Origin of the sequence: Corynebacterium sp. CCUG 70398 (assembly GCF_024454055.1) — a bacterium.
Classification (GTDB): domain Bacteria; phylum Actinomycetota; class Actinomycetes; order Mycobacteriales; family Mycobacteriaceae; genus Corynebacterium; species Corynebacterium genitalium.
The window spans coordinates 1-21,413 of sequence record NZ_JAGPYZ010000013.1 but is presented as its reverse complement, the minus strand read 5'-3'; the positions used below and the strand labels follow the sequence as shown (position 1 = coordinate 21,413).

At 61.5% G+C, this 21,413-nt stretch carries 22 protein-coding genes, 1 other RNA gene and 1 riboswitch; of the genes, 16 read left to right on the top strand and 7 right to left on the bottom strand.

The genetic code is table 11. From position 1 onward, the window contains the following. Nucleotides 1-86: 86 nt before the first annotated feature. The 4 genes from KBX07_RS10840 (at nucleotide 87) to KBX07_RS10825 (ending at nucleotide 3,869) form a co-directional block, all read left to right on the top strand. Entirely contained in the window at nucleotides 87-461 is a 375-nt protein-coding gene (locus KBX07_RS10840) for an ectoine synthase (RefSeq protein ID WP_255997969.1), read from the top strand. 78 nt (nucleotides 462-539) lie between these two features. Further along, nucleotides 540-1,145, top strand: a complete 606-nt coding sequence (locus KBX07_RS10835; protein ID WP_255997968.1) for a cation transporter — start codon at nucleotides 540-542, stop codon at nucleotides 1,143-1,145. 157 nt (nucleotides 1,146-1,302) lie between these two features. Continuing rightward, the gene (locus tag KBX07_RS10830) at nucleotides 1,303-2,577 is read left to right on the top strand and encodes an HNH endonuclease signature motif containing protein (RefSeq protein WP_256024108.1); all 1,275 of its coding nucleotides are present in this window, start codon (nucleotides 1,303-1,305) and stop codon (nucleotides 2,575-2,577) included. Between the two features lie 41 nt (nucleotides 2,578-2,618). Then, nucleotides 2,619-3,869, top strand: coding sequence for an Nramp family divalent metal transporter (locus KBX07_RS10825; RefSeq protein WP_256024107.1), 1,251 nt, complete (start codon nucleotides 2,619-2,621; stop codon nucleotides 3,867-3,869). 5 nt (nucleotides 3,870-3,874) lie between these two features. Here the strand turns inward: KBX07_RS10825 and KBX07_RS10820 are convergent, their stop codons facing one another. From KBX07_RS10820 to thiC, 6 genes are all read right to left on the bottom strand, one after another. Next, entirely contained in the window at nucleotides 3,875-4,525 is a 651-nt protein-coding gene (locus KBX07_RS10820; RefSeq protein WP_256024106.1) for a thiamine phosphate synthase, read from the bottom strand. Further along, nucleotides 4,518-4,805: a Rho termination factor N-terminal domain-containing protein gene (locus KBX07_RS10815; protein WP_256024105.1), complete on the bottom strand. Its 288-nt coding sequence runs from the start codon at nucleotides 4,803-4,805 to the stop codon at nucleotides 4,518-4,520. Before KBX07_RS10815 ends, KBX07_RS10820 begins: the two co-directional genes overlap by 8 nt. Next, on the bottom strand, nucleotides 4,687-6,057 hold the full coding sequence (locus tag KBX07_RS10810) for a DUF418 domain-containing protein (protein WP_256024104.1): 1,371 nt from the start codon (nucleotides 6,055-6,057) through the stop codon (nucleotides 4,687-4,689). Before KBX07_RS10810 ends, KBX07_RS10815 begins: the two co-directional genes overlap by 119 nt. Further along, complete coding sequence (gene hisN, locus KBX07_RS10805) at nucleotides 6,054-6,836, bottom strand: histidinol-phosphatase (protein ID WP_256004678.1); 783 nt, start codon at nucleotides 6,834-6,836, stop codon at nucleotides 6,054-6,056. Before hisN ends, KBX07_RS10810 begins: the two co-directional genes overlap by 4 nt. Before the next feature lie 31 nt (nucleotides 6,837-6,867). Continuing rightward, nucleotides 6,868-7,680, bottom strand: coding sequence for an inositol monophosphatase (locus KBX07_RS10800; protein WP_256024102.1), 813 nt, complete (start codon nucleotides 7,678-7,680; stop codon nucleotides 6,868-6,870). A gap of 10 nt (nucleotides 7,681-7,690) precedes the next feature. Beyond that, complete coding sequence (thiC, locus tag KBX07_RS10795; protein WP_255997963.1) at nucleotides 7,691-9,478, bottom strand: phosphomethylpyrimidine synthase ThiC; 1,788 nt, start codon at nucleotides 9,476-9,478, stop codon at nucleotides 7,691-7,693. After that, nucleotides 9,476-9,589: riboswitch (TPP riboswitch) on the bottom strand. It overlaps the preceding gene by 3 nt. 37 nt (nucleotides 9,590-9,626) lie before the next feature. Here thiC and prfB point away from each other — a divergent pair. Next, nucleotides 9,627-10,721: a peptide chain release factor 2 gene (gene prfB / locus KBX07_RS10790; RefSeq protein WP_255995999.1), complete on the top strand. Its 1,095-nt coding sequence runs from the start codon at nucleotides 9,627-9,629 to the stop codon at nucleotides 10,719-10,721. 52 nt (nucleotides 10,722-10,773) lie between these two features. Further along, nucleotides 10,774-11,166, top strand: a complete 393-nt coding sequence (locus tag KBX07_RS10785; RefSeq protein ID WP_005291515.1) for a DUF805 domain-containing protein — start codon at nucleotides 10,774-10,776, stop codon at nucleotides 11,164-11,166. Here KBX07_RS10785 and KBX07_RS10780 read toward each other — a convergent pair. Then, complete coding sequence (locus KBX07_RS10780) at nucleotides 11,137-12,750, bottom strand: class I adenylate-forming enzyme family protein (RefSeq protein WP_256024100.1); 1,614 nt, start codon at nucleotides 12,748-12,750, stop codon at nucleotides 11,137-11,139. The genes KBX07_RS10785 and KBX07_RS10780 overlap by 30 nt on opposite strands. A gap of 184 nt (nucleotides 12,751-12,934) precedes the next feature. Here KBX07_RS10780 and ftsE point away from each other — a divergent pair, with 184 nt between their 5' ends. The 10 genes from ftsE (at nucleotide 12,935) to KBX07_RS10730 (ending at nucleotide 20,989) form a co-directional block, all read left to right on the top strand. Next, nucleotides 12,935-13,624, top strand: a complete 690-nt coding sequence (ftsE, locus tag KBX07_RS10775; protein ID WP_005291511.1) for a cell division ATP-binding protein FtsE — start codon at nucleotides 12,935-12,937, stop codon at nucleotides 13,622-13,624. Further along, a complete protein-coding gene (ftsX, locus tag KBX07_RS10770) occupies nucleotides 13,624-14,526 on the top strand; it encodes a permease-like cell division protein FtsX (protein ID WP_256019545.1) in 903 nt (300 codons plus the stop codon). Before ftsE ends, ftsX begins: the two co-directional genes overlap by 1 nt. A gap of 3 nt (nucleotides 14,527-14,529) precedes the next feature. Continuing rightward, complete coding sequence (gene smpB / locus KBX07_RS10765; protein WP_005291508.1) at nucleotides 14,530-15,018, top strand: SsrA-binding protein SmpB; 489 nt, start codon at nucleotides 14,530-14,532, stop codon at nucleotides 15,016-15,018. A 26-nt stretch (nucleotides 15,019-15,044) separates the two neighbouring features. After that, nucleotides 15,045-15,698 carry an SDR family oxidoreductase gene (locus KBX07_RS10760; protein WP_256024099.1) on the top strand — a complete coding sequence of 218 codons (654 nt, stop codon included), beginning with the start codon at nucleotides 15,045-15,047 and terminating at the stop codon, nucleotides 15,696-15,698. 64 nt (nucleotides 15,699-15,762) lie between these two features. After that, nucleotides 15,763-16,144: a transfer-messenger RNA gene (ssrA, locus tag KBX07_RS10755) on the top strand. Nucleotides 16,145-16,216: 72 nt separating this feature from the next. Next, nucleotides 16,217-17,107, top strand: a complete 891-nt coding sequence (locus KBX07_RS10750) for an ABC transporter substrate-binding protein (protein WP_005291503.1) — start codon at nucleotides 16,217-16,219, stop codon at nucleotides 17,105-17,107. Nucleotides 17,108-17,200: 93 nt separating this feature from the next. After that, nucleotides 17,201-18,232: a siderophore ABC transporter substrate-binding protein gene (locus KBX07_RS10745; protein ID WP_005291501.1), complete on the top strand. Its 1,032-nt coding sequence runs from the start codon at nucleotides 17,201-17,203 to the stop codon at nucleotides 18,230-18,232. Continuing rightward, nucleotides 18,232-19,206 (top strand): ABC transporter permease, encoded by a 975-nt coding sequence (locus KBX07_RS10740; RefSeq protein ID WP_005291499.1) that lies wholly within the window; start codon nucleotides 18,232-18,234, stop codon nucleotides 19,204-19,206. Before KBX07_RS10745 ends, KBX07_RS10740 begins: the two co-directional genes overlap by 1 nt. Further along, the gene (locus KBX07_RS10735) at nucleotides 19,203-20,237 is read left to right on the top strand and encodes an iron chelate uptake ABC transporter family permease subunit (RefSeq protein ID WP_005291497.1); all 1,035 of its coding nucleotides are present in this window, start codon (nucleotides 19,203-19,205) and stop codon (nucleotides 20,235-20,237) included. The genes KBX07_RS10740 and KBX07_RS10735 overlap by 4 nt, the downstream gene beginning before the upstream one ends. Beyond that, nucleotides 20,234-20,989: an ABC transporter ATP-binding protein gene (locus tag KBX07_RS10730; protein ID WP_005291496.1), complete on the top strand. Its 756-nt coding sequence runs from the start codon at nucleotides 20,234-20,236 to the stop codon at nucleotides 20,987-20,989. The genes KBX07_RS10735 and KBX07_RS10730 overlap by 4 nt, the downstream gene beginning before the upstream one ends. Nucleotides 20,990-21,413 lie beyond the last annotated feature (424 nt).

Below are 21,413 nucleotides of genomic sequence, written 5' to 3'. Positions count from 1 at the left end.
CCTGCTGTCACGATCTCGGCGTGACAGTTGTCATGGGTGTTAGCCTGGGGTCGAGATTGCGAACCGATCGATAAGGAGCACTAGCTATGTTCACCCGTTCCCGCGACGAAGTGGAAAAGGTCGAGTGGGGCGGCGGCACCTCTGAGCGTGTCGTCACCGCCAAGGACAACATGGGCTTCGCCATCGCCCACACTGTTGTCCGTGCTGGCACTGAGTCCAAGCTGCAGTACCGTAACCACCTCGAGGCTTGCTACTGCATCGGCGGTTCCGGCGAGGTCGAGGACACCGAGGGCAACGTGTACCCCATCACTCCGGGCACGGTTTATGTGCTTGATGAGCACGATGCCCACTACCTCCGCGGCGGCAAGGACGAGGATCTGATCCTCGTCTCCGTGTTCAACCCGGCCATCACCGGCGACGAGAAGCACGAGCTGACTGAGGACGGCTTCAGCTCCTACTAAACACGGTAAAACCCCAGGGACTCCGCAATGCGGAGTCTCTTTTTGTGTGAAAGGCCTGCTGCGAGCACCATGGGCAGTATGAACACTGACCGAATCCGCCGCGCCGTTCTCATCGTGGCGCTGCTGAACCTGCTCTACTTCTTCGTCGAGTTCGCCGCAGCTGTAGTGATTGGCTCAGCCTCGTTGTTCGCCGACTCGGCCGACTTCCTCGAGGACACGGCGATCAACCTGCTGGTCTTCTTTGCCGTGGCGTGGCCGGCGTCGCGCCGTCGAAAAGCAGGAAGCGTGCTCGCGGCGCTCATCCTGATTCCTGCGATCGCAGCGATCGTGATGGTTGTGACTAAGATTCTCAACCCGGAACCGCCATCTGCGGAAGGGCTGACTGCGGTGGCATTCGGTGCGCTGGTGGTCAACGTCATTTGCGCAGTGATCTTGCTGCAGTTGCGGGAGCAGGGCTCGTCACTCGCGACAGGTGCGTGGCTCGCGGCGCGTAACGACGCCCTTGCCAACATCCTCATCATTCTCGCCGGTCTACTCACCTTCGTATGGCCGACAGCGTGGTTCGACATCGTGGTCGGCGCGATCATCGCCGCGGTGAACCTCTCCGCCGCCAAGGAAGTGTGGGAAGAAGCGCGCGAGGAGCACGATTCTGTCGAGGAAGCCTTCGCGGAAATGGAGGACTAGCTCCACCGCGCTTGCCTCCGCTCTAAAACCCCAGGGACTCCGCAATGCGGAGTCGTGCTTTGCAACTGGTTCGAATATGTGAGCGACAGTTGTTCGGGTTGTTGTGTAGAGTTGGGGTAATCGACAACGTGGGGCATTGACAAGGGTGGTGGTCAGTATGAACATACTGGATGAAGAGCTGGATCTGGAGTGGTTGGCTGAGGAAATCGTGGCTACGTACGTTACGGTTGTGCGTTCGAAAGCGCGGCTGCTGATTCTGATTGGCGATTTCGATCACATGGGGTTAGCGAATGAGTGCGGAGCGACGAGTACGGCGGCCTGGCTAATCAGGCGACTCGGGGTATCGGAGTCGACGGCGCATGAGTACGTGAGTGTTGCACGGCAACTGAACGATTTCCCATACCTGACGGAGATGTTCCTCGACGGTAACCTGAGCTACTCCGCGGTGCGTCTACTGCTCAAGTACCTGACCGCTGACAATGAGTTCGAGCTGGTGAAGATGGGCATGGAGCTCAACTACCACGGTCTGGAAAGCGCTCTCGCTGGAAAGCCCAAACATAAGGAGTCGAAGGAGGAGGGCAAGGAGTATTACCTGCGGCTGAAGCAGGAAACAGACGGTGACTTGAAGTTGTGGGGGAGGCTCAACGCCGCAGATGGTGAAGCTTTCAAGGCTGCGCTCAAAATTGGGCATCTCGCGTTCGCTGCCGAGGATGGGGAGCTAGAGAAGCTACTGGGTGGGGATGGGGTGGTCGACAATGAGAAGGTAGATGAGCTCATCCATGAAAAAGAGAAGGATGAGGAGGTTCGACAGGCAAAGCGGGAGGTGTCAGGCTTCGGTTTGCCGACGCCGCGCGCCCTGGTCTTCTCCCTCATGGGAATCGTGAACATGGCCCGTACAAAACCCATCAGCACACTCCGAGCGCCTGGCGCGCACGTGAACGTCATGATGACCGTGGACGGGCGAGCCTACTTGCCCAACAATGCAGGAGCGACGACCGAGACGCTGGAGCATCTCGTATCCAACGCCTTAGTCAGGCTGGATACGGTGAGTAATCAGGGCCTGATCCTGAACACCGGTCGGTCAACCCGCCTAGCAACGGACGGGCAAGTCAACGCGCTCATGGCTATGTGGGGCGGGCAGTGCGCGACTCCGGGCTGTACGCATCGACGCTTCATTGAAATGCACCACATCCGCGACTGGGCTGAAGGCGGCATGACCGACCTGGATAATCTGTTGCCCTTATGTTCCGGATGCCACTCTCTGGTCACAGAGGGATACACGACCATCACGCGCCATGGCGATGAGATCGTCTTCGAGTTCCGCGACGGTTCCAAATACGTCTCTTACAACCATTCCCTGCCCGTTCGGAATGACGGTTACGAGATTGCTGATTTCGATGAACCCCTGTGGGCCGACAGTTTCGCCGGATAAAGTAGTTCGGAACATGTCACCAACCGCAGAAGGGAACAGCGATGTCCACTGCAGTAAACGATCGCGACGACTCTGAGGTTACGGCTAAACGACGGTCAGGCTGGCTCGGTCCGGGCCTGCTCATTAGTGCCTCGTTCATTGGCCCGGGCACAGTCACCACGGCGACGGCCACGGGTGCGAGCTACGGTTTCGCGCTGACATGGGCGATCGTGTTCTCGATCGTGGCCACGATCATCCTGCAAGAAATGTCTGCGCGCCTGGGACTCATGGGTGGGTTGAGCACGGGCGAAGCAATGCGCGAGACGTTCGAGTCACCAGTGGCGAAGCTGCTGATGATCGCGCTCATTGTCACGGCGATCGGCATCGGCGGCGCCGCATACGCTGGCGGTGACACCACGGGTACAGCCCTCGCGCTTTCCGACGTCACCGGCCTGAGCATCCCTGTCCTGTCCTGCATCATCGTCGCTGTGATCGTTGTCCTTCTGCTGACCGGCAGCTACAAGGTCATCGAGAAATTCATGACTGCGCTCGTGATCATTCTGGCGCTGATCTTCCTCATCACCGCAGTGGCAGTGAAGCCGGATCTCGGCGCAATGCTCAAGGGAATTTTCGTGCCGGGCCTTCCAGACGGCTCGGTGCTCACGGCGATCGCGCTGATCGGTACGACAGTGGTGCCCTACAACGTCTTCCTCCACTCCAACCTGGTCCAGGAAAAGTGGGGCGATGAGCCAGGGGAGCTGGGGCTGAAGAAAGCTCGTGTGGACAACATCGTGTCCATCTCCGTCGGTGGCCTGATCACCCTGGCGATCCTGGCGACGGCGGCCGCCACACTCTTCGTGCAGGGTGTCGAAGCCGAATCCGCTGCTGACCTGGCGGAGCCACTGCGCCCGGTGCTCGGCGACTTCGCGCCGTGGGCGTTGGCGATCGGTCTGTTCGCCGCCGGGCTGACATCGGCGATCGCCGGCCCGCTCGGCGCGGCGTACGCCATCTCGGGTGTGCTCGGCTGGTCTTCCGACCTCAAGGACATCAAATTCCGCGCGATCTACCTGGCCGTGGTGCTCATCGGCCTGGTGATCGCGGTGACCGGTGTCAACCCGATCCAAGTGATTGTCCTGGCGCAAGCAGCCAACGGCATCCTGCTGCCAGTGGTGGCGTTCTTCCTGCTCTACACCATGAACAACAAGAAGCTGCTGGGAGACAACGCCAACGGCGTCGCCTCCAACATTCTCGGCGGCTTCATCTTCCTGGTCACCGTGGTGCTCGGCGGGTACTCACTGTACAGCTTGTTCTAGCTGGCTTATGCGCCGCTGTCGAAGGCGGCGATCACGCGCTCAACGTACGCCTGCGGATCCTCGGCGTTCATGATGCCCCGGACAATAGCTACGCCGTCAACGCCGGCTGCGGCGAGGTCAGCGGCATCGTCGACGGTGACATCGCCGATGGCGACGATAGGCAGGTCGGAAGCGGCGGCGAGAGGAGGGTAGCCGTCTAGCCCCAGCGGTTCGCGGCCGGAGTCCTTCGTCGGAGTCGCGCGGAACGGGCCGGCACCGATGTAGTCGATGACGTCGGCGTACTGGTTGGCATCCTGGACGAGCTCCAACGTCCCCGTGGTCAGGCCGATGATCGCGTCAGGTCCAAGCAGCTCGCGCGCTATACGCGGATCGAGGTCGTCCTGGCCGATGTGCACGCCGGCCAGGTTAGGAACGCGGGACTGGCGGAGGGCGAGGGCGACGTCGACGCGATCGTCGATGAGCACGTGCGTGGCGGGGTTGACCTCGTAGACAGCCTCCGCGACGGCCTGGCCGAGCTCGAACAGCGAGCGCGCGCTGATGGGTTTGCTGCGCACTTGGATCATACCGGCGCCACCAGCGGCGGCTGCGCGCGCAGTGCCGACGATGTCAGGCCCCTGGCCGGTGATGAAGTAGCAGCGAAGATCAAGCTCAGTCATTGCGCAGCGCCTCGATGAGCTCGTCCTTGTTCATGTCGGAGCGGCCGGGGATGTCCAGCTCCTGCGCGCGGGAGTAGAGCTCCTCGCGCGTCCAGTCATCGTAGGAGCCAGACTCGCCGCCCTTCGCACCGACATCGGAGCGCGAAGAATTCGCTGCAGCGTTAGCGATGGCCGCCGCCTTCGACTTCGAATTGCCCTCCTGGCGGAGGCGTTGGTAGAGCTCCCCGTCCTTCACCGACGGGCCGCCGGGCGTGTTCTCCGGGTGCTTGTCCTGCGTCATGAGGGCCATTGTAGGCGCCTGCGTAGGGCTCAAGCTTCCCCGTGCGCCCGTAGGCGAGACGGCGGTGGACCCACTCGAACGGGCCGGGGGTGTTTGTGGCTTCGAGGATGACTGCAAGCACCAGGGTGATCAACCAGACACCGGTGGCGATGAGGAGCTTCTCCGAGATGGTGCTGTCCACGCCGAGACCGAAGCCAAAGGGCATGACCAGGATGATGAACAGGAAGGACTGTGCGATGTAACCGGACATTGAGCGCTTGCCCAGCGCGACGAAGGGGTACAAAATCTTCGGGGCAGCGACTGGATGCCCGGCTGCGGCATCGTCGTACATGCGCTTCTGAATCCCGTTCGTGGCCAGTGCGACCAGCGCCAAGATGCCGGGGCCGGTGAACGTGCCCACGCCCATGTTGAGGGCCATGAAAACCTGATCCAGTTGGTCGTTAATGACGCCGATCGCCGTCAGGCCCCACGGGATGCCCACAACAAGGCTGATCACCACGGCAAGACCGGCCCAGAAGGTGAGTGTCTTCCGGTTCGCGTCGACGTTAGCGAGCACGCCCTCGCGCGCCCAGATGAATCCGATGAGCATGACGCATAGGACCGCGAGAACGGCGAACGTCGAGTTCACCATGAAAAATGGTGCTTGTTGGATAGTCGTGATGAAGTAGGTGCCGGCTGTGGTGATTTGCTCAGTTGGGGTGAACTCTGGCACGACGTCCACACCGGCGAGGGCGGTAATCACCGACATCGTCGACAGGAGCAGGGCGATGCAGAAGGACACCGCAGCAAAGATGCGCAGTGTCTTCGAACTGAGCTTGATCATCGTGGCGATGAGCATTCCCGCCAAGCCATAGGTGAACATGATGTCGCCGTTGAACAGCAGGTACATGTGCAGTAAGCCGAAGACGGCGAGGATGCCGTAGCGTTTAACCAGCATGCGTGTGGCTTTGCCCACTGGGTAGTTCTTCCGGTGCAAGCTCGAAGTGAGTAGCCCGATGCCGAAACCGAGCAGGGTAGCGAACATTGGCAGGCCTCGAGTGTGGACGAGCATGCCCGAGAACAGGGCAGCGAAACGGTCTGAAGCACTGTCTGGGTCTACCCAGCCGAGGCTCTTACCAATGGCACCCTCAGGGGAGTTCATAATCCAGAAGGTGGTCAGATTCGCCATGGCGATCCCCCAAAGAGCCAGCCCGCGAGCGAGATCGGGGACAACGAGGCGAGGGGGTTTCTGGGTGGGAGCAGGTGCGGTCATGACAGTCTCCTTAGAACAGCATCATGCAGCAAGTTGTTGGTGGCCACCGCGTCACCGCCGTGCGGGCCATCCTCGCCGGCGCGTGAGGTGAACCTCCCGCCAGCCTCGGTGACCAGAACAGACAGTGCTGCGAGATCCCACAGCGACACTTCGGGCTCCGCAGCGATGTCCACCGCACCTTCTGCCACCAGGCAGTAAGAGAAGAAGTCGCCGTAGCCGCGCAGCCGCCACACATCGTCAGTCAGGGAGATCAGTTGGTCGCGCAAGCCGCGGTCGCGCCAGCCACTCAAGGACGAGATGCTTATCGACGCATCCTCCAACTCCGCAACGCCCGACACCCCGAGCCGCTTCACGCTGCCGTCGGAAAACGTGCGCCACGCGCCGGAGCCCTGGCTGGCGTACCAGCGGCGGGCAAGGCCTGGAGCACTGATTACGCCGACGACGGGCTTGCCGCCGTCAAGCAGCGCGATGAGGGTGGCCCACACGGGCACACCGCGCACGAAGTTCTTGGTGCCATCAATGGGGTCAATGACCCACTGGCGGCCTTCGAACTGCACGTCGCCGCCGAACTCCTCGCCGAGGACCGCGTCGGATGGGCGGGCAGATTCCAGCTTGGCGCGCAGTGCAGCCTCCACGGCGATGTCCGCGTCGGAGACCGGGGTCATGTCCGGCTTCGAGTCGACTTTGAGGTCGGCGGACTCGAATCGGTCGAGGGTGATGCCGTCGGCAAGCTCCGCGAGCTCGAGTGCGAGCGCGAGATCATCTGAATAGGTGGTCATGGCGCTCAATCCTAGCGAGATCGGGGCGTTGTTACTGAAGCAAAAGTGCTGCCACCTCATCCACCACTTGGCTGTTGCCCGCCACGCACCAGGTCACTCCACCAGCGTCGACCTTGATGGCCTTCCCGCCAGCGCCTTCGACGAGCGCTTTGCCGGGCAGCCAGTCCCAATCCGCGACCGAATGCTGGATCCAGCCGCCAATTCCGCTCGAGGCCACCGTGGCCAAATCGACAGAACCTGCGCCCCACATGCGCACCGTGGCGGCCTGGCTCGCAGCTCGCATCCAGGCGCCCCGAATGTCCGCGTTGTCCATGTCGCGCGGGTGCAGGTAGGTGGCTAGTGCGAGCTGGGTCAGCGGGGCATCCTCCAGCTGGGGGAGCTGTTCCCCGTTGCGCTCGGAGGTTCCGCCGTGTGCCACCCAGGTCGTGTCCAGCGCGGGGCGCATGACGGCGCTGGTGAGGATGCTCGCTGGAGCGCTGGGCGCGCCGTCGACAAGCGCGAGCGCGGAGCAGAAATAGTCGGAGCCGCAGGAGAAGTTGTACGTCCCGTCCACCGGGTCAATCACCCACGTGCGGCCCGAAGTAGATTCTTTGGCCGCGCCCTCCTCGCCCAGGATGCCGTCATCAGGGCGCAGCGCCATCAACGCGTCGGCCACGAAGCGCTCGGCGGCCATGTCAGCCTGCGTGACCACATCCGACACGGATGTCTTCTGCGACGTCTCCAAACCGTCGTTGCGCATGCGCAAAGCGAGCTCCCCGGCCGTGCGGGTCAGCGCCGCGGCGAGCTCGTGGTCGGGGGCGTCGGTATGGCTTTCGATGAATGCTGCGGTAGACACAGCAGCCATTATCCCCGAATTACTCCTTCACGTAGACGTTCGAGCCGAGCTCGCGGAACTCCTTGGCCATCTCGCGCTCGCCGCGGCGGAAATCCTCCCCGCCCGCGAAGGTGGGGATGCCCAGGTCGGCGATGAGCTTCTTGTTCTCGTCATCCAGCGCCTCGTCGATGGCATCACCGAACTCGTCGCGGATGTCCTGGCTGATGCGCATGGAGCAGAACTTCGGGCCGCACATGGAGCAGAAGTGCGCCGTCTTCGCAGGTTCAGCCGGCAGCGTCTCATCGTGGTAGGCCTGCGCGGTCTCCGGGTCAAGCGAGAGAGCGAACTGGTCGTTCCAGCGGAACTCGAAGCGCGCCTTGCTCATTGCGTCGTCCCAGTCACGGGCTCCCGGGTGGCCTTTGGCCACGTCGGCTGCGTGCGCGGCGACCTTGTACGTGATCACACCGGTCTTGACATCATCCTTGTTGGGCAGGCCCAGGTGCTCCTTCGGGGTGACGTAGCACAGCATCGCGGTGCCGCCCATGGCGATATTGGCGGCGCCGATTGCAGAGGTGATGTGATCGTAGCCCGGGGCGATGTCGGTCACCAGCGGGCCGAGGGTGTAAAACGGCGCGCCGCCGCACCACTCCTCTTCCTTCTCGTTGTTGACCTGGATCATGTTCAGCGGGACGTGGCCCGGCCCCTCGATCATGACCTGGACATCGTGGTCCCAGGCGCGCTTGCACAGTTCGCCGATGGTTTTCAGCTCAGCGAACTGTGCAGCATCGTTGGCGTCGGCGACGGAGCCGGGACGCAAACCGTCCCCAAGCGAGAAGGCGATGTCGTACTGGGCGAAGATCTCGCACAGCTCGTCGAAGTTCTCGTACAGGAAGGATTCCTTGTGGTGCGCGAGGCACCAGCCGGCCATGATCGAGCCGCCGCGGGAGACAATGCCGGTCACGCGCTTCGAGGTCAGCGGAACGTACGGCAGGCGCACGCCGGCGTGGACAGTCATGTAATCAACGCCCTGCTCAGCCTGCTCGATGACGGTGTCGCGGAAGATCTCCCACGTCAAGTCCTCAGCGACGCCACCCATTTTCTCCAGCGCCTGGTAGATCGGCACCGTGCCGATGGGAACCGGGGAATTGCGCAGGATCCACTCGCGAGTGGTGTGAATGTCGTTTCCGGTGGACAAGTCCATGACCGTGTCCGCGCCCCAGCGGGTGGCCCAGCGCAACTTGTCTACTTCCTCACGGATGGAGGAGGTCACGGCGGAGTTGCCGATATTCGCGTTGATCTTGGTCAAGAACGCATTGCCGATAATCATCGGCTCGCTCTCCGGGTGGTTGATGTTGTTCGGGATGATTGCGCGGCCAGCGGCGACTTCCTCGCGGACTTTCTCCGGAGAGCAGTGTTCGCGCAGTGCCACAAAGCGCATTTCGGAGGTGATCTCGCCGCGGCGGGCGTAGGCCATCTGGGTCACGCGCTTTCCGCTTTTCGCGCGCAGGGGCTCGCGCTTAGCCCCGCGCCACTCTTCGCTAGCGGCACCGCGTTTCATAGCGCGGACACCGTCGTCCTCGAGGTTGCGCTCGCGGCCGGCGTAGCTCTCCACGTCATCACGGGCTTCAATCCACTCGGTGCGCAGATCCGGCAGGCCCTCTTCCGGCTCAGCCCACGGGCCGCGTGTGCGGTAGATCTTGAACGGCGCGTTCGGGCCGGTCGGTGAGTCATCGAGCTGGATTTCCGTCTCCGGGACTTCCAGACCATCTTCCACGATCGGCGCGTACGAGTGCTTCAGGTGAATTTCCTGGGCGTAGATGTCGGCCATTGCCTCTCCTTTACTTCCTTCGCTGGTGCTAACCAGACAGGTTCGAACGGTGCTCGCACGGCCTATCAGTGCGATCTCAGCCCGCTGCCGCGGGCGCCCGTGTGGGGGTGTAGTTCGAGTCTATCGTCTCCTACTACACTGCGCTTACATGAATCCCGACACCAGCAACCGCATCCAGTCGCTCGACTCCACCTTGACCACCATTGAGAAGGTCATGGACCTCGAGGAGATGGACGCCCGGGCGCGCGAGCTGGAGCAGCAGGCCGCCGACCCGAGCCTGTGGGACGACCCCGAGCACGCTCAGAGCGTGACCACTGAACTCTCCAGCGTCCAAGCGCGCGTGCGCAGGGTGCGCAGCCTACGCCAGCGTATCGACGACTTGCCCGTCATGTACGAGCTCGCCGCGGAAGAGGGCGATTACACGCTTGCCGAGGATGAACTCGCTGACCTGACCACGGCCGTCGAAACCCTCGAAGTGACCACAATGTTGTCGGGCGAGTACGACCAGCGCGAAGCGGTGGTGAACATCCGCTCCGGAGCAGGCGGCGTCGACGCGGCGGATTGGGCAGAGATGCTCATGCGCATGTACATCCGTTGGGCGGAGAAGAACGGGCACAAGGTCGATGTCTACGACATTTCCTACGCCGAGGAGGCCGGCATCAAGTCGGCGACGTTCGTCGTGCACGGCGAGTACATGTACGGCCAGTTATCCGTCGAGCAGGGTGCGCACCGGTTGGTGCGCATCTCGCCGTTCGACAACCAGGGGCGCCGTCAAACCTCCTTCGCCGAAGTCGAAGTTCTGCCGGTGGTGGAGAAGACTGACCACATCGACATCCCGGACTCGGAAATCCGCATCGACGTCTATCGCTCGTCCGGTCCTGGTGGCCAATCGGTCAACACCACCGACTCGGCGGTGCGCATCACCCACGAGCCCACCGGCATTGTGGTGACCTGCCAAAACGAAAAGTCGCAGATTCAGAACAAGGCCTCCGCCATGAACGTCCTGCAGTCCAAGCTGCTTGAGCGCAAACGGCAGGAAGAAAAAGCTGAGCTCGACGCCCTCGGTGCTGGCGGCAACGCCAGCTGGGGCAACCAGATGCGCTCCTACGTCCTCCACCCGTACCAAATGGTCAAAGACCTACGCACCAACTACGAAGTAGGCGACCCGCAGAAGGTGCTCGATGGCGACATCGACGGGTTCCTCGAAAGCGGCATTCGTTGGCGCAGCACCGAATCTGCATGATCTGACTATGGCTTAGGTAGGCAATGACTCGTTCGGCGTAAGGAGCCTTTTTATGGGTGAAGCGCGCTCTAGTACGAATCTGGACAAGCCCCTGCGGGATGCGTCTCTGTCGCAAGCGGTGTACAGATTTTTTGCGAAGTTCTTTGTTTTCAAGGGACGAGCCTCGCGGAGCGAGTATTGGTGGGTCTTTCTTGCTATCACTGTGGGCTCAATCCCGGTCAGTATGCTCGAGATTCACTTCGGAATTCCGGTTGGCAAGGTGGTCGGGGTCATTCTTCTGATCCCGTTTCTGGCACTGATCTCGAGGAGGCTGCAAGACGCGGGTTTTTCAGGGCTTCTGACGATTCTCGTCTTTGTGCCTGTACTTGGATCGATAGCCATCATGATCATGACTCTCATGCCATCGGAGATGACCTCAAGCATGGACAGCGAAGGTTCTGAATGAACCGGTCGCCCTGTCGTGGTGTGCGGTGCTTTCCACCGTGCTTGAGCAGCTATTCTCCGTTGTCTTTGCTTCCTGCTGGAGGAACTCTCGCATCGCCATATCGCGCATTGTGGGCTTGTCCACCTTGCCGACGGGATTGCGCGGCAGATCTTCCACGGTAGTGATGTGTACCGGCCACTTGACCTTGGCCAACAGGGGACGGACGTGATCCAATAGTGCGGTTGTGTCGACAGTGGCGGGGTCGGAATTGCTCACGTAGGCGACGGGGACTTCCCCAAGCACTTCGTGCGGCAACCCGACCACAGCGGATTCGACAACGTCAGGGTGGGTGTTCAGCGCGTTCTCAATCTCGGAGGGGTAGAGGTTCTCTCCGCCGCGGATGATCATGTCTTTGATCCGGTCAACGAGGAACAGGAAACCGTTGTCGTCCAAGTAGCCGACGTCGCCAGTGTGGAGCCAGCCGTCGACGACGGTCTTCGCGGTTTCCTCTGGCCGGTTGAGGTAGCCGACCATGACGTTGTCGCCTTTGATCACCACCTCTCCGGCTTCCCCAGTGGGCAGAAAGCCGCCCTCGCCGTCGCTGATGCGCACTTCTTGTCCCGGTAGGGCTCGGCCCACGGTGCCGGCGGGCGGGTCGTCGTCAAGGCGGACAGCGGTCGAGCCGACGGTTCCCTCGGTCAGGCCGTACGCGCCGCGGATCTTCACACCGTACTGCTGGAAGGATTCGATGAGCTGCACGGAGGCCGGTGCGGCGCCGCAGACAGCGAACTCGAGACTGGAGAAGTCGACACCGGAGTCCGGCGGCAGCTGCAGCAGGTAAGCGAAGATTGCCGGCACGGCGGAGAAGTATGTCGGCCGGTACTGTGCCACGGCGGAAATGAACTCCATTGGGTTGAAGCGGTCGAGGATGGTCACCTTGCCACCGCGGCTGTACGGCGCGAGGAAGCTGACCAGAATCGCGTTGGAGTGAAACAGCGGCAACGGCATCAGCGCGTGGATCTCACCGTCCATGTCCAGGGCGCCGGAGATGCTTTCCACCATGGCGTTGAGGTTGCTGTGGCTGAGCATAACGCCTTTCGGGCGGCCAGTAGATCCGGAGGTGTAGACCAGTAGCGCGATGTCATCGGCTGAAGGTGGCTCGGGCAAGGAGCTGGGGGAGCTGGGCACTTCATGTTCGCGGTGCTGGCCGGATACTGCGAGCTCGAAGAGGGGTGCCACGCGAGCGCCGGGGAAGTAGTCCTCTGGTTGACGGGCGGCGAAGTCGTTCGTGGTCACCACGACCTTCGCACCGGAATCCTCGATCTGGTAGGCGGATTCAGGTGCCGCGAAGGTCGGGTTCATGGGTGTGCACGCGGCCCGCAGCCGCCATGCCGCCGCCATGGTGGTCAGCAGTTCAAGGCGGTTGGGCAAGAACGTGGCTACGACGTCGCCGGGGCCGACGCCCATCGCGGCTAGCTGGTGGGCGAGGATGTCTACTTCTTCGGCGAACTCTTGGCCGGTCAGAGAGCGGAAGGAATCCCGGAGGCGTGATCCTTCGATTCCCTGATGAAATTCGTGCCACGGCTGAAAGCGGTAATCGGTCATGATCCCTCCGATATGTGATGTGAGTTACACGGGTAAGGGTCACTATAGAGGTTCGGAGCCAGATGGTGAGTGAGGGGAAAGAATCTGCTGGTCCGCGGTAAGGGGTACCGTGCACGTCTGGGTACCTGCGGTTATGGGGCGCGTGATTTCTAACCGGGCGCGATCTGTCACTAGAGTGACACGGGTGATCACTTTCTCCAACGTGACAAAGGTGTACCCGACGTCCACGCGGCCGGCGCTCGACGACATCTCCGTCGACATCGAAAACGGGGAGTTCGTCTTCCTCATCGGCCCGTCCGGCTCGGGCAAATCGTCCTTCCTGGAATTGCTCATCCGCGAAGAGAACGTCACCTCCGGCGACATTTACTTCGACAAATTCCACGTCAACGCCCTCAAGGGGAGCGAGGTGAACAAGCTGCGTCAGTCCATCGGATATGTCTTCCAGGACTTCCGGTTGCTGCCGAAGCTCAACGTCTACGACAACGTTGCATTCGCCCTCGAGGTGATCGGTAAGTCGAAGACGAAGATCAACAAGCTTGTTCCGGAGGCCCTCGAGATTGTTGGGCTCGATGCCAAAGCGAACCGGATGCCGAATGAGCTTTCCGGCGGTGAGCAGCAGCGTGTGGCGATCGCGCGCGCGTTTGTCGACCGCCCTCGGCTTTTGCTTGCCGACGAGCCTACCGGCAACCTCGACCCCTCCACCGCCGACGACATCATGGCGTTGCTCGCCCGGATCAACCGGATGGGAACGACAGTGGTGATGTCCACGCACAACGCCCGTGCGGTCAACGACATGCGCAAACGCGTCATTGAGCTCCACCTGGGCAAGCTCATCCGCGACGATAAGCACGGGGTCTACGGGAGGGAAAGCTAATGAACTGGAACTTCATCTTCCGTGAGGGCTTCCGCGGTTTGGGCCGCAACCTCACCATGACGGTCGCGCTGATCATCACCACGGCTCTGTCCTTGGCGCTCGTGGGCGCCGGCATCCTCATGTCACAGGTAACCAGCGAGACGAAGGACCTGTATCTCGACCGCGTCGAAGTCATGGTTGAACTCAGTGATGAGGTTTCGGAGACGGACAAGGATTGTTCGTCGCAAAGCTGCACGCAGGTGCGCGATATCTTGCAGGCCGATGAACGCGTCGAGTCAGTGACTTTCCGCAACCGTGATCAGTCCTACGAGCGCTTCGTTGAGCTGTTCAAGGAGTCTGACCCGGTCCTGGTGGAGGAGACATCCCGCGATTCGATGCCGGCTGCACTGCACGTGCGGCTGGAGGATCCGACGGATACGTCGCCGATTGATGCTGTCCGCGACCTGCCCCAGGTGACCTATGTCGCCGATCAGGCCAGTGATGTCCGCGGTCTCGCTGACTCGATGGATTCGTTCCGCAACGCCACCTTCATCATCGCGGCGGCTCAGGCGCTTGCTGCGATCTTCCTGATTTCGAACATGGTGCAGCTGGCGGCGTATTCGCGCCGCGAGGAAATCAGCATCATGCGCATGGTGGGTGCCAGCCGCTGGTTCACGCAGGCCCCGTTCATTCTCGAGGCAGCTCTCTCGGTGCTCATCGGCGGGATCATCGCTACGGTTGGCGTGTGGCTGATCAAGACCCAGATTGTCGACCAGATGCTCGACCCCGTCTACCAGAATCTGCTCATTGCCCGTCTGCCGGATTCCGCGGTGTGGACCGTCATGCCGCTGGTCAGCCTCGCCGCGCTGGTCGTGTCCGGCCTTGTCGCGCAGGTCGCGCTGCGCTCCTACGTCCGGAAGTAGCCTATGGCCAAGAAGAAGAAAACCGACGGTTCCAACGTCATTGCTTCCAACCGCAAGGCGCGCCACGATTACACGATCCTGGATACCTACGAGACAGGCATCGTGCTGCAGGGCACGGAGATCAAGTCGCTTCGCGACGGCAAAGCGTCCCTCGTCGAAGCCTTTGCCACCATCGACAACGGTGAAGTGTGGCTGCGCAACCTGCACATCCCCGAGTATTCGATGGGGTCGTGGACGAACCACTCACCGCGCCGCACCCGCAAACTGCTGCTGCACCGTCGCGAGATTGACACCCTCGAGGGCAAACTGCGCGACGGCAATCGCACCCTCGTTCCCCTGAAGCTCTACCTCAAGGAGGGCCGGGTCAAGGTCGAGCTTGGTCTGGCCCAAGGTAAACAGGATTACGACAAGCGCCGCGCCATCAAGCAGCGCACCGAGGACCGCGAGATCACCCGTGATCTGGGGCGGAAGCTGAAGGGGATCAAGGCTTAAGCCTGTTTCCACCTAGACTGGGTGGCATGAAAACAGCGTTAGTGACAGGGGCGTCCCGCGGTATCGGCCGCGCGATCGCGGAGGAGCTGGGTAAGGACCATCACATCATCGCCGGGGCGTCGCGCGACGCGTCCGACATTGTCAGCGCGCTGCCCAGCGCCGAGCCGTTTGAGGTTGACCTACGCGACACCGAGGCGCTGGCCGAGGCTGTGTCGCGGATCGAGAACGTCGATGTCGTGGTGCTCGCCGCAGGTGTCCTGCACAAGGACCCCTTCGAGCAGATCACAGACGAGCAGTGGCGGGAGACGATGGACATCAATATGCTCGCGCCCGTCACGCTTACGCGCGCATTGCTGCCTGCTTTGCGACGATCGGGTGGCCTGCTTGTGACCATCAACTCCGGCGCCGGTTTCCACGGGGTGGAAGAGAACACCGCTTACTGCGCCTCGAAGTTCGCGCTGCGCGGTTTCACCGATTCACTGCGGCTGGAGGAGAAGGGGCGCATCCGTGTGACCTCGATCCACCCGGGCCGGACCGACACCGACATGCTGGCGGACCCGAAGCACGGCGACCGGCCGAAGATGGACGCGGGCAACGTGGCCAACGCCGTGCGCTTGGCGGTCGACGCGGGGCCGGGCGCGACTGTCGAGCACTTGCGTGTGGCCCCGTCAGGGATGTAAAGTAACTGCTCCTGCGGTGTTACTGTACGTTCCCGCCGCAGGAGGGAAGTGAAGTTCACTCCAAGGGGATGACTTGGTTTCGACTTCGCCGACTAAGCCAGGGGAAGCGTGCCGGTGCAGGCTGGAGACCACCGATTGAAGCGTCGCAGCATGTTATAAGCGCAGAGAAGAACTCTCAGCGTGACTACGCCCTCGCTGCCTAAGTAGCGACCGCGTGTCTGTCAGGCCGGGCTCGCTCCCGTCCCGGACCCTGGCATCGACTAGGGAGCTTGCCCTTCCACCGTGTCAGTGCGGTGATTGAAGGGGACACCTCTCACTGACTGGGCCCATCATCCGGACATGTTCGCCTGATCCGGAGGGTCGAGCAGAGATCTGTGCGGACTGCGCACGGAGAAGCCCTGGTGCGGTGGCGAAGGACGCGGGTTCAATTCCCGCCATCTCCACAACAAGCGGCCCCGGTTCTGATCAAGGACCGGGGCCGCTTGCGTTTTACCCCGTCGCGTAGACTTGGGCGCGCTATGACCACCGCGAAGACGATGTCGAAGAAGCTGGGCTGCCTCGCAGCGTGCGCCACGTTGACCGTGGTTCTGGGGGCGTGCGTGCCGGCCGGGGAGGAAGCCACCGCCGGTGCCCCTGAGTCCACTGAAAGTCACGCGGGTGGCGAGTGGGCGGGGGACACAGTGGACGTCGTCGACAACGAGGGCGCGAAAACTGTGCCGTTCAAACCGGAGCGGGTGGTGGTATTCGACCCACGCATGGCGGCGCTGTTGAAAGATCTCGGTATCGACGCAATTGTCGCGACCAGCCCCGAAGAGGCTGCAGATGCCGAACCGGATATGGTTCTGGTCGGCGCAGAAGCGTCCCACAGCGCCTCCGAGCTCCAAGATGTCGCGGGAGCGCCGGTGGTGGATCTCACTCCGCGCCCCGATCCGCCGCTGGATTGGGAAATGGTGCGTCAAGTGCAGGTTCTGGGCGTCATCTTCGACAAAGAAGAAGAAGCGGAGCAGATGGACAGCGACTTCTCCGACGCTCTCGAGCGGGCCCGCAACGCGGTCGGGGAAGACTGGTCGGCGACGGCTGTGGAAGCCAGTGGTGAAGCTGCCGAGCCCCTTCCTGCAGACGGTGGGAAGCTGTGGGGTCCCGTGATGGACATGGTGGGCCTTAAACCAGTGGAGCTGAACGAAGAGCCAGACGTCATTCTCGTCGAGGAGCGTGAACCGGATATGCGCTCGTCCGACTATGTACCGGCGTTGAAGCTGCTTCTGGATGATAAAGAGCTTGCGGAAACTCCGGCGGTTGAGAACGTGAACATCTACGTCGGCCCGTTTGACGTCCCAGAGGTGGCAGGGGCAAGCACGTACATCCTCATCCTCAATGAGTTGGCCGACCACTGGTCAATCAGCGGTTAGGAAGTGTGATGTTGGGGGAGGGGTATTGACCCCTAGGGGTCATGTGATAGGTTAGGCAAAGCTTACCAACTTTCTATGTATGGAGGATCTCCTATGAAACGTGTTTCCCGGCTCGTTGCCATCGTGACTGCTGCCTCACTGACCCTCGCCGGCTGCGCTGGCAACGCGGATGACTCTGCCGGCGATTCGGCTGAAACCACCCAGGCAGACGCCGGTTCCTCCGACAACGGTGCTGAGGGAGACGGTGCCTCCGACACGGTCACCATCGAGGACAACGAGGGATCCAAGGAGGTTCCGGTCAACCCGTCTTCCGTCGTCGCCCTGGACAACCGCAGCTTCGAGATCCTCGACGAGTGGGGCATCCAGCCCGTCGCCGCCGCCCGCGCGCTCGTGCCGGAGACCATTCCGGGCATCGCGGACAACGACGACATCATTGACATTGGTAACCACCGCGAGCCGAATCTGGAGGCGATCGTCGCTGCTGAGCCGCAGGTGATTGTTTCCGGCCAGCGTTTCTCCGAATACAACGAGGAGATTGAGAAGCTGGTTCCGGATGCAGTCCTCATCGACCTCGAGCCGCGCGAGGGCGAGCCGTTGGACAAGGAGCTCCTGCGCCAGGTCGACGCCCTGGGCAAGATCTTCGACCGCGAAGAAGAAGCCAAGAAGATGGCGGATGACTTCACCTCTGCGCTCGACCGCGCGAAGAAGGCTTACAACGATGAGTGGAAGGTCATGGCCGTCAATGTCTCCGGCGGTGAGATCGGCTACGTCGCTCCGAAGGTCGGTCGTACCTGGGGTCCGCTGTTCGACCTGCTCGGGCTGACCCCTGCTCTGGAAATCGAGGACGGCAGTGATGACCACCAGGGCGACGACATCTCCGTGGAGGCTATCGCCCAGGCGAACCCGGACTGGATGCTTGTGCTCGACCGCGACGCCGGCGTGCGCACCGAGGACTCCGCTCCCGCCCAGCAGGTCCTGGATGAGAGCCAGGCTCTGGGCAACGTCACCGCTGTGAAGGAGGGCAACATCTACATTGCTCCTGCGGACACGTACACTAACGAATCGATCCTGACCTACACCGAGATTTTCAACGTTCTTGCCGATCAGTGGGAGGCTGGCGCTTAGTGCCGCATCGCTTATCCGCGAAGACCCGCCCGCCGCTCGCCGAATGGAAGCTGCTGGCGGGTATCGCCGTTGTTGCCGGGTTGCTCGCCGTCTCGTTGGTGGTGGGACAGTACGACATCCTCGGCAACGACGACGGCGCCGACATGTTCTGGACTACCCGCGTCCCACGCACCATCGCACTCGTGCTGTCAGGGATGGCGATGGCCATGAGCGGCATGGTGATGCAGCTGCTTACCCAGAACAGGTTCGTCGAACCCACTACGACCGGTACAACAGAGTGGGCCGGGCTCGGCCTGTTGGTGGCGCTTTACTTCATCCCGAACCCTTCGCTGACTGTGCGCATGGTCGTCGCAGTGGTGTTCGCCTTCGTGGGCACCATGGTGTTCTTTGGATTCCTGCGCCGGGTGGCGCTGAAATCCTCGCTGATTGTGCCGATCATCGGGATCATGCTCGGGGCGGTGGTCAGTTCTATCTCCACGTTTTTCGCCATGCAGACCGACATGCTCCAGTCGCTGGGCATTTGGTTCGCCGGCTCCTACACGTCGGTGATCCGCGGGCAGTATGAAGTGCTGTGGGTCGTTGCCATTGTCGTTGTCCTCGTGTTCGTCTTCGCTGACCGGCTCACTGTGGCTGGCCTGGGTAAAGACATCGCCACGAATGTCGGCTTGAACTACGAGCGGGTTGTGCTGCTCGGCGTCGGTCTGGTCGCCATCGCCTCAGGCGTGGTCACAGTCGTAGTAGGCATGCTGCCGTTTATCGGTTTGATCGTGCCCAATCTGGTGTCCATGTTCCGGGGCGATGATTTGCGCTCCAACCTTCCCTGGGTGTGCCTGCTCGGCATCGCCGTGGTGACGGTGTGCGACATCATCGGCCGGACCATCATCGCGCCGTTCGAGATGCCCGTCTCGGTCATCCTCGGCGTCGTCGGTGCAGTCGTGTTCGTGGTGTTGATCATCAGGCAGGAGCGGTCATGACGGCAGGAACAAAGGAAACAACTGCAGCTCGGGCGAGGCATGTGGGGGCGTTTCAGTCGTCGACAAGCAAACGGCGTTACTGGATCGTCATCGTGTGTCTGCTGGTGCTCGCCGCCAGTCTGACGTGGGGGCTGCTCGCGTACGAGAACCCGATGGACGTGGGCACGCGGGGGTACTGGCTCATTGCGGAGCGCCGCGCGAACTCCGTCCTGGTCATGGCGCTGGTGGCGATATGCCAGGCGATGGCAACAGTGTCGTTTCACACGGTGACCGGCAATCGCATCATCACGCCGTCAATCATGGGTTTTGAGGCCCTCTACGTGGCTATTCACACGTCCACCGTCTACTTCTTCGGCGCGGTGGGTTTGACCAACGCGCGCACGGTAGAGATGTTCGTGCTGCAGCTCGTGGTCATGGTCGGGTTTTCGCTGTTGCTCTATTCATGGTTGCTGACCGGCAAGAACAACATGCACGCAATGCTGCTCGTCGGTGTGGTCATGGGCGGCGGACTCGCGAGCTTGTCCACATTCATGCAGCGCATGCTGACCCCAAGCGAATTCGACGTGCTCACAGCGCGGTTGTTCGGATCCGTGAATAACGCTGACCCGGAGTACTTTCCGGCGGCCATCCCGTTGGCGCTCGGCGGGGCGCTGTTGCTGCTGGTGCACTCGCGAGTTCTCAACGTCTTGGCGCTGGGGTGTGACCCCGCCATCAACCTCGGTGTGAACCACCGTGGCCACGCAATCTATGTGCTGGTGCTCGTCAGCCTGCTCATGGCAGTCTCGACAGCGCTGGTCGGGCCGATGACGTTCCTCGGATTCCTCGTGGCCACTTTGGCGTACCAGTTCGCGGACACCTACGATCACCGGTACATCTTCCCGATGGCTGCGCTCATCGGATTCGTCGTCATGACCGGGGCGTACTTCGTGATGAACCACATTTTCTACGCCCAGGGCATCGTGTCCATCATCATTGAACTCGTCGGCGGCGTCGTGTTCCTCGCTGTGATTCTGAGAAAGGGGTCGCTGTGATCAAGCTGTCCTCGGTCGAGAAAACGTACGGCCAAGAAACAGAGATCGGGCCGATCGACCTAGAAATTCCCGCTGGCGGCATGACCGCCCTCATCGGACCGAACGGCGCGGGCAAGTCCACGTTGCTCACCATCATTGGCCGGCTTCTGGAGCAGGACTCCGGCACCGTCACTGTGGCAGGCCACGACATCTCCGCCGTGAAGAGCAAGGAACTCGCCAAGGAATTGTCGATCCTGCGCCAGGAGAACAACTTTGTCACCAAGCTCACTGTGCGCCAACTCGTCGGATTCGGCCGTTTCCCCTACAGCAAGGGGCGCCTGACCGCCGAAGACGAGGAGATCATCTCGCGCTACATCGACTTCCTTGGTCTGCGCGGGCTCGAGGGGCGGTACCTGGACCAGTTGTCCGGCGGCCAGCGTCAGCGTGCATACGTCGCCATGGTTCTCGCGCAAGAGACGGACTATGTGCTTCTCGACGAACCCCTCAACAACCTCGACATCTCCCACTCGGTGGACATGATGCGCCACCTGCATGATGCCGCAGAGAACCTGGGTAGGACCATCATCGTCGTTCTGCACGACATCAACTTCGCGGCCCGCTACGCCGATTACATCTGCGCGGTCAAAGACGGCCAGATCGTAGAATTCGGCCCTCCCAAGGATGTCGTTCGCTCCGACCTGTTGTCCTCGATCTTCGGCACATCCATCGACGTGATCAACACCTCGCGTGGGCCGGTAGCCGCCTACTTTTAGAAGCTGGAAGCATGTGGCGCGCATTTCAGCGGTTGAGCGCCCAGTTAATACACGGTTTAGGCGCCCGTTTATGCAGGTAAACAACCGGTTCTAACAAATATTTGCGTTCTTCGGAGCTTTGGAGTTATTGTGTTGTTCCGTCGCTGCGAGACGTTACCAACTGGTAAACGGAACGTAGTGACGAAAACAAATCGAACTTACAAAGGAATTGACACGGAGTGTTGGTCTCCAGTAAAGTCGATCAAGCCGCTTCGGACGGAGCAAAGAACAAAAGTTCCCGAAGAGCGTGCGTGTGTTGTGTGAGAACTCGATAGTGTGCCAATGTTTTTTGGTTGGTTGTGTGCGACCTTGATGCCTGCACGTGTTTGTGTGTGGTGTGTGCTGGTCGGTGGTGCTTGAACCTATTGATGGGGTGTCACTGTGC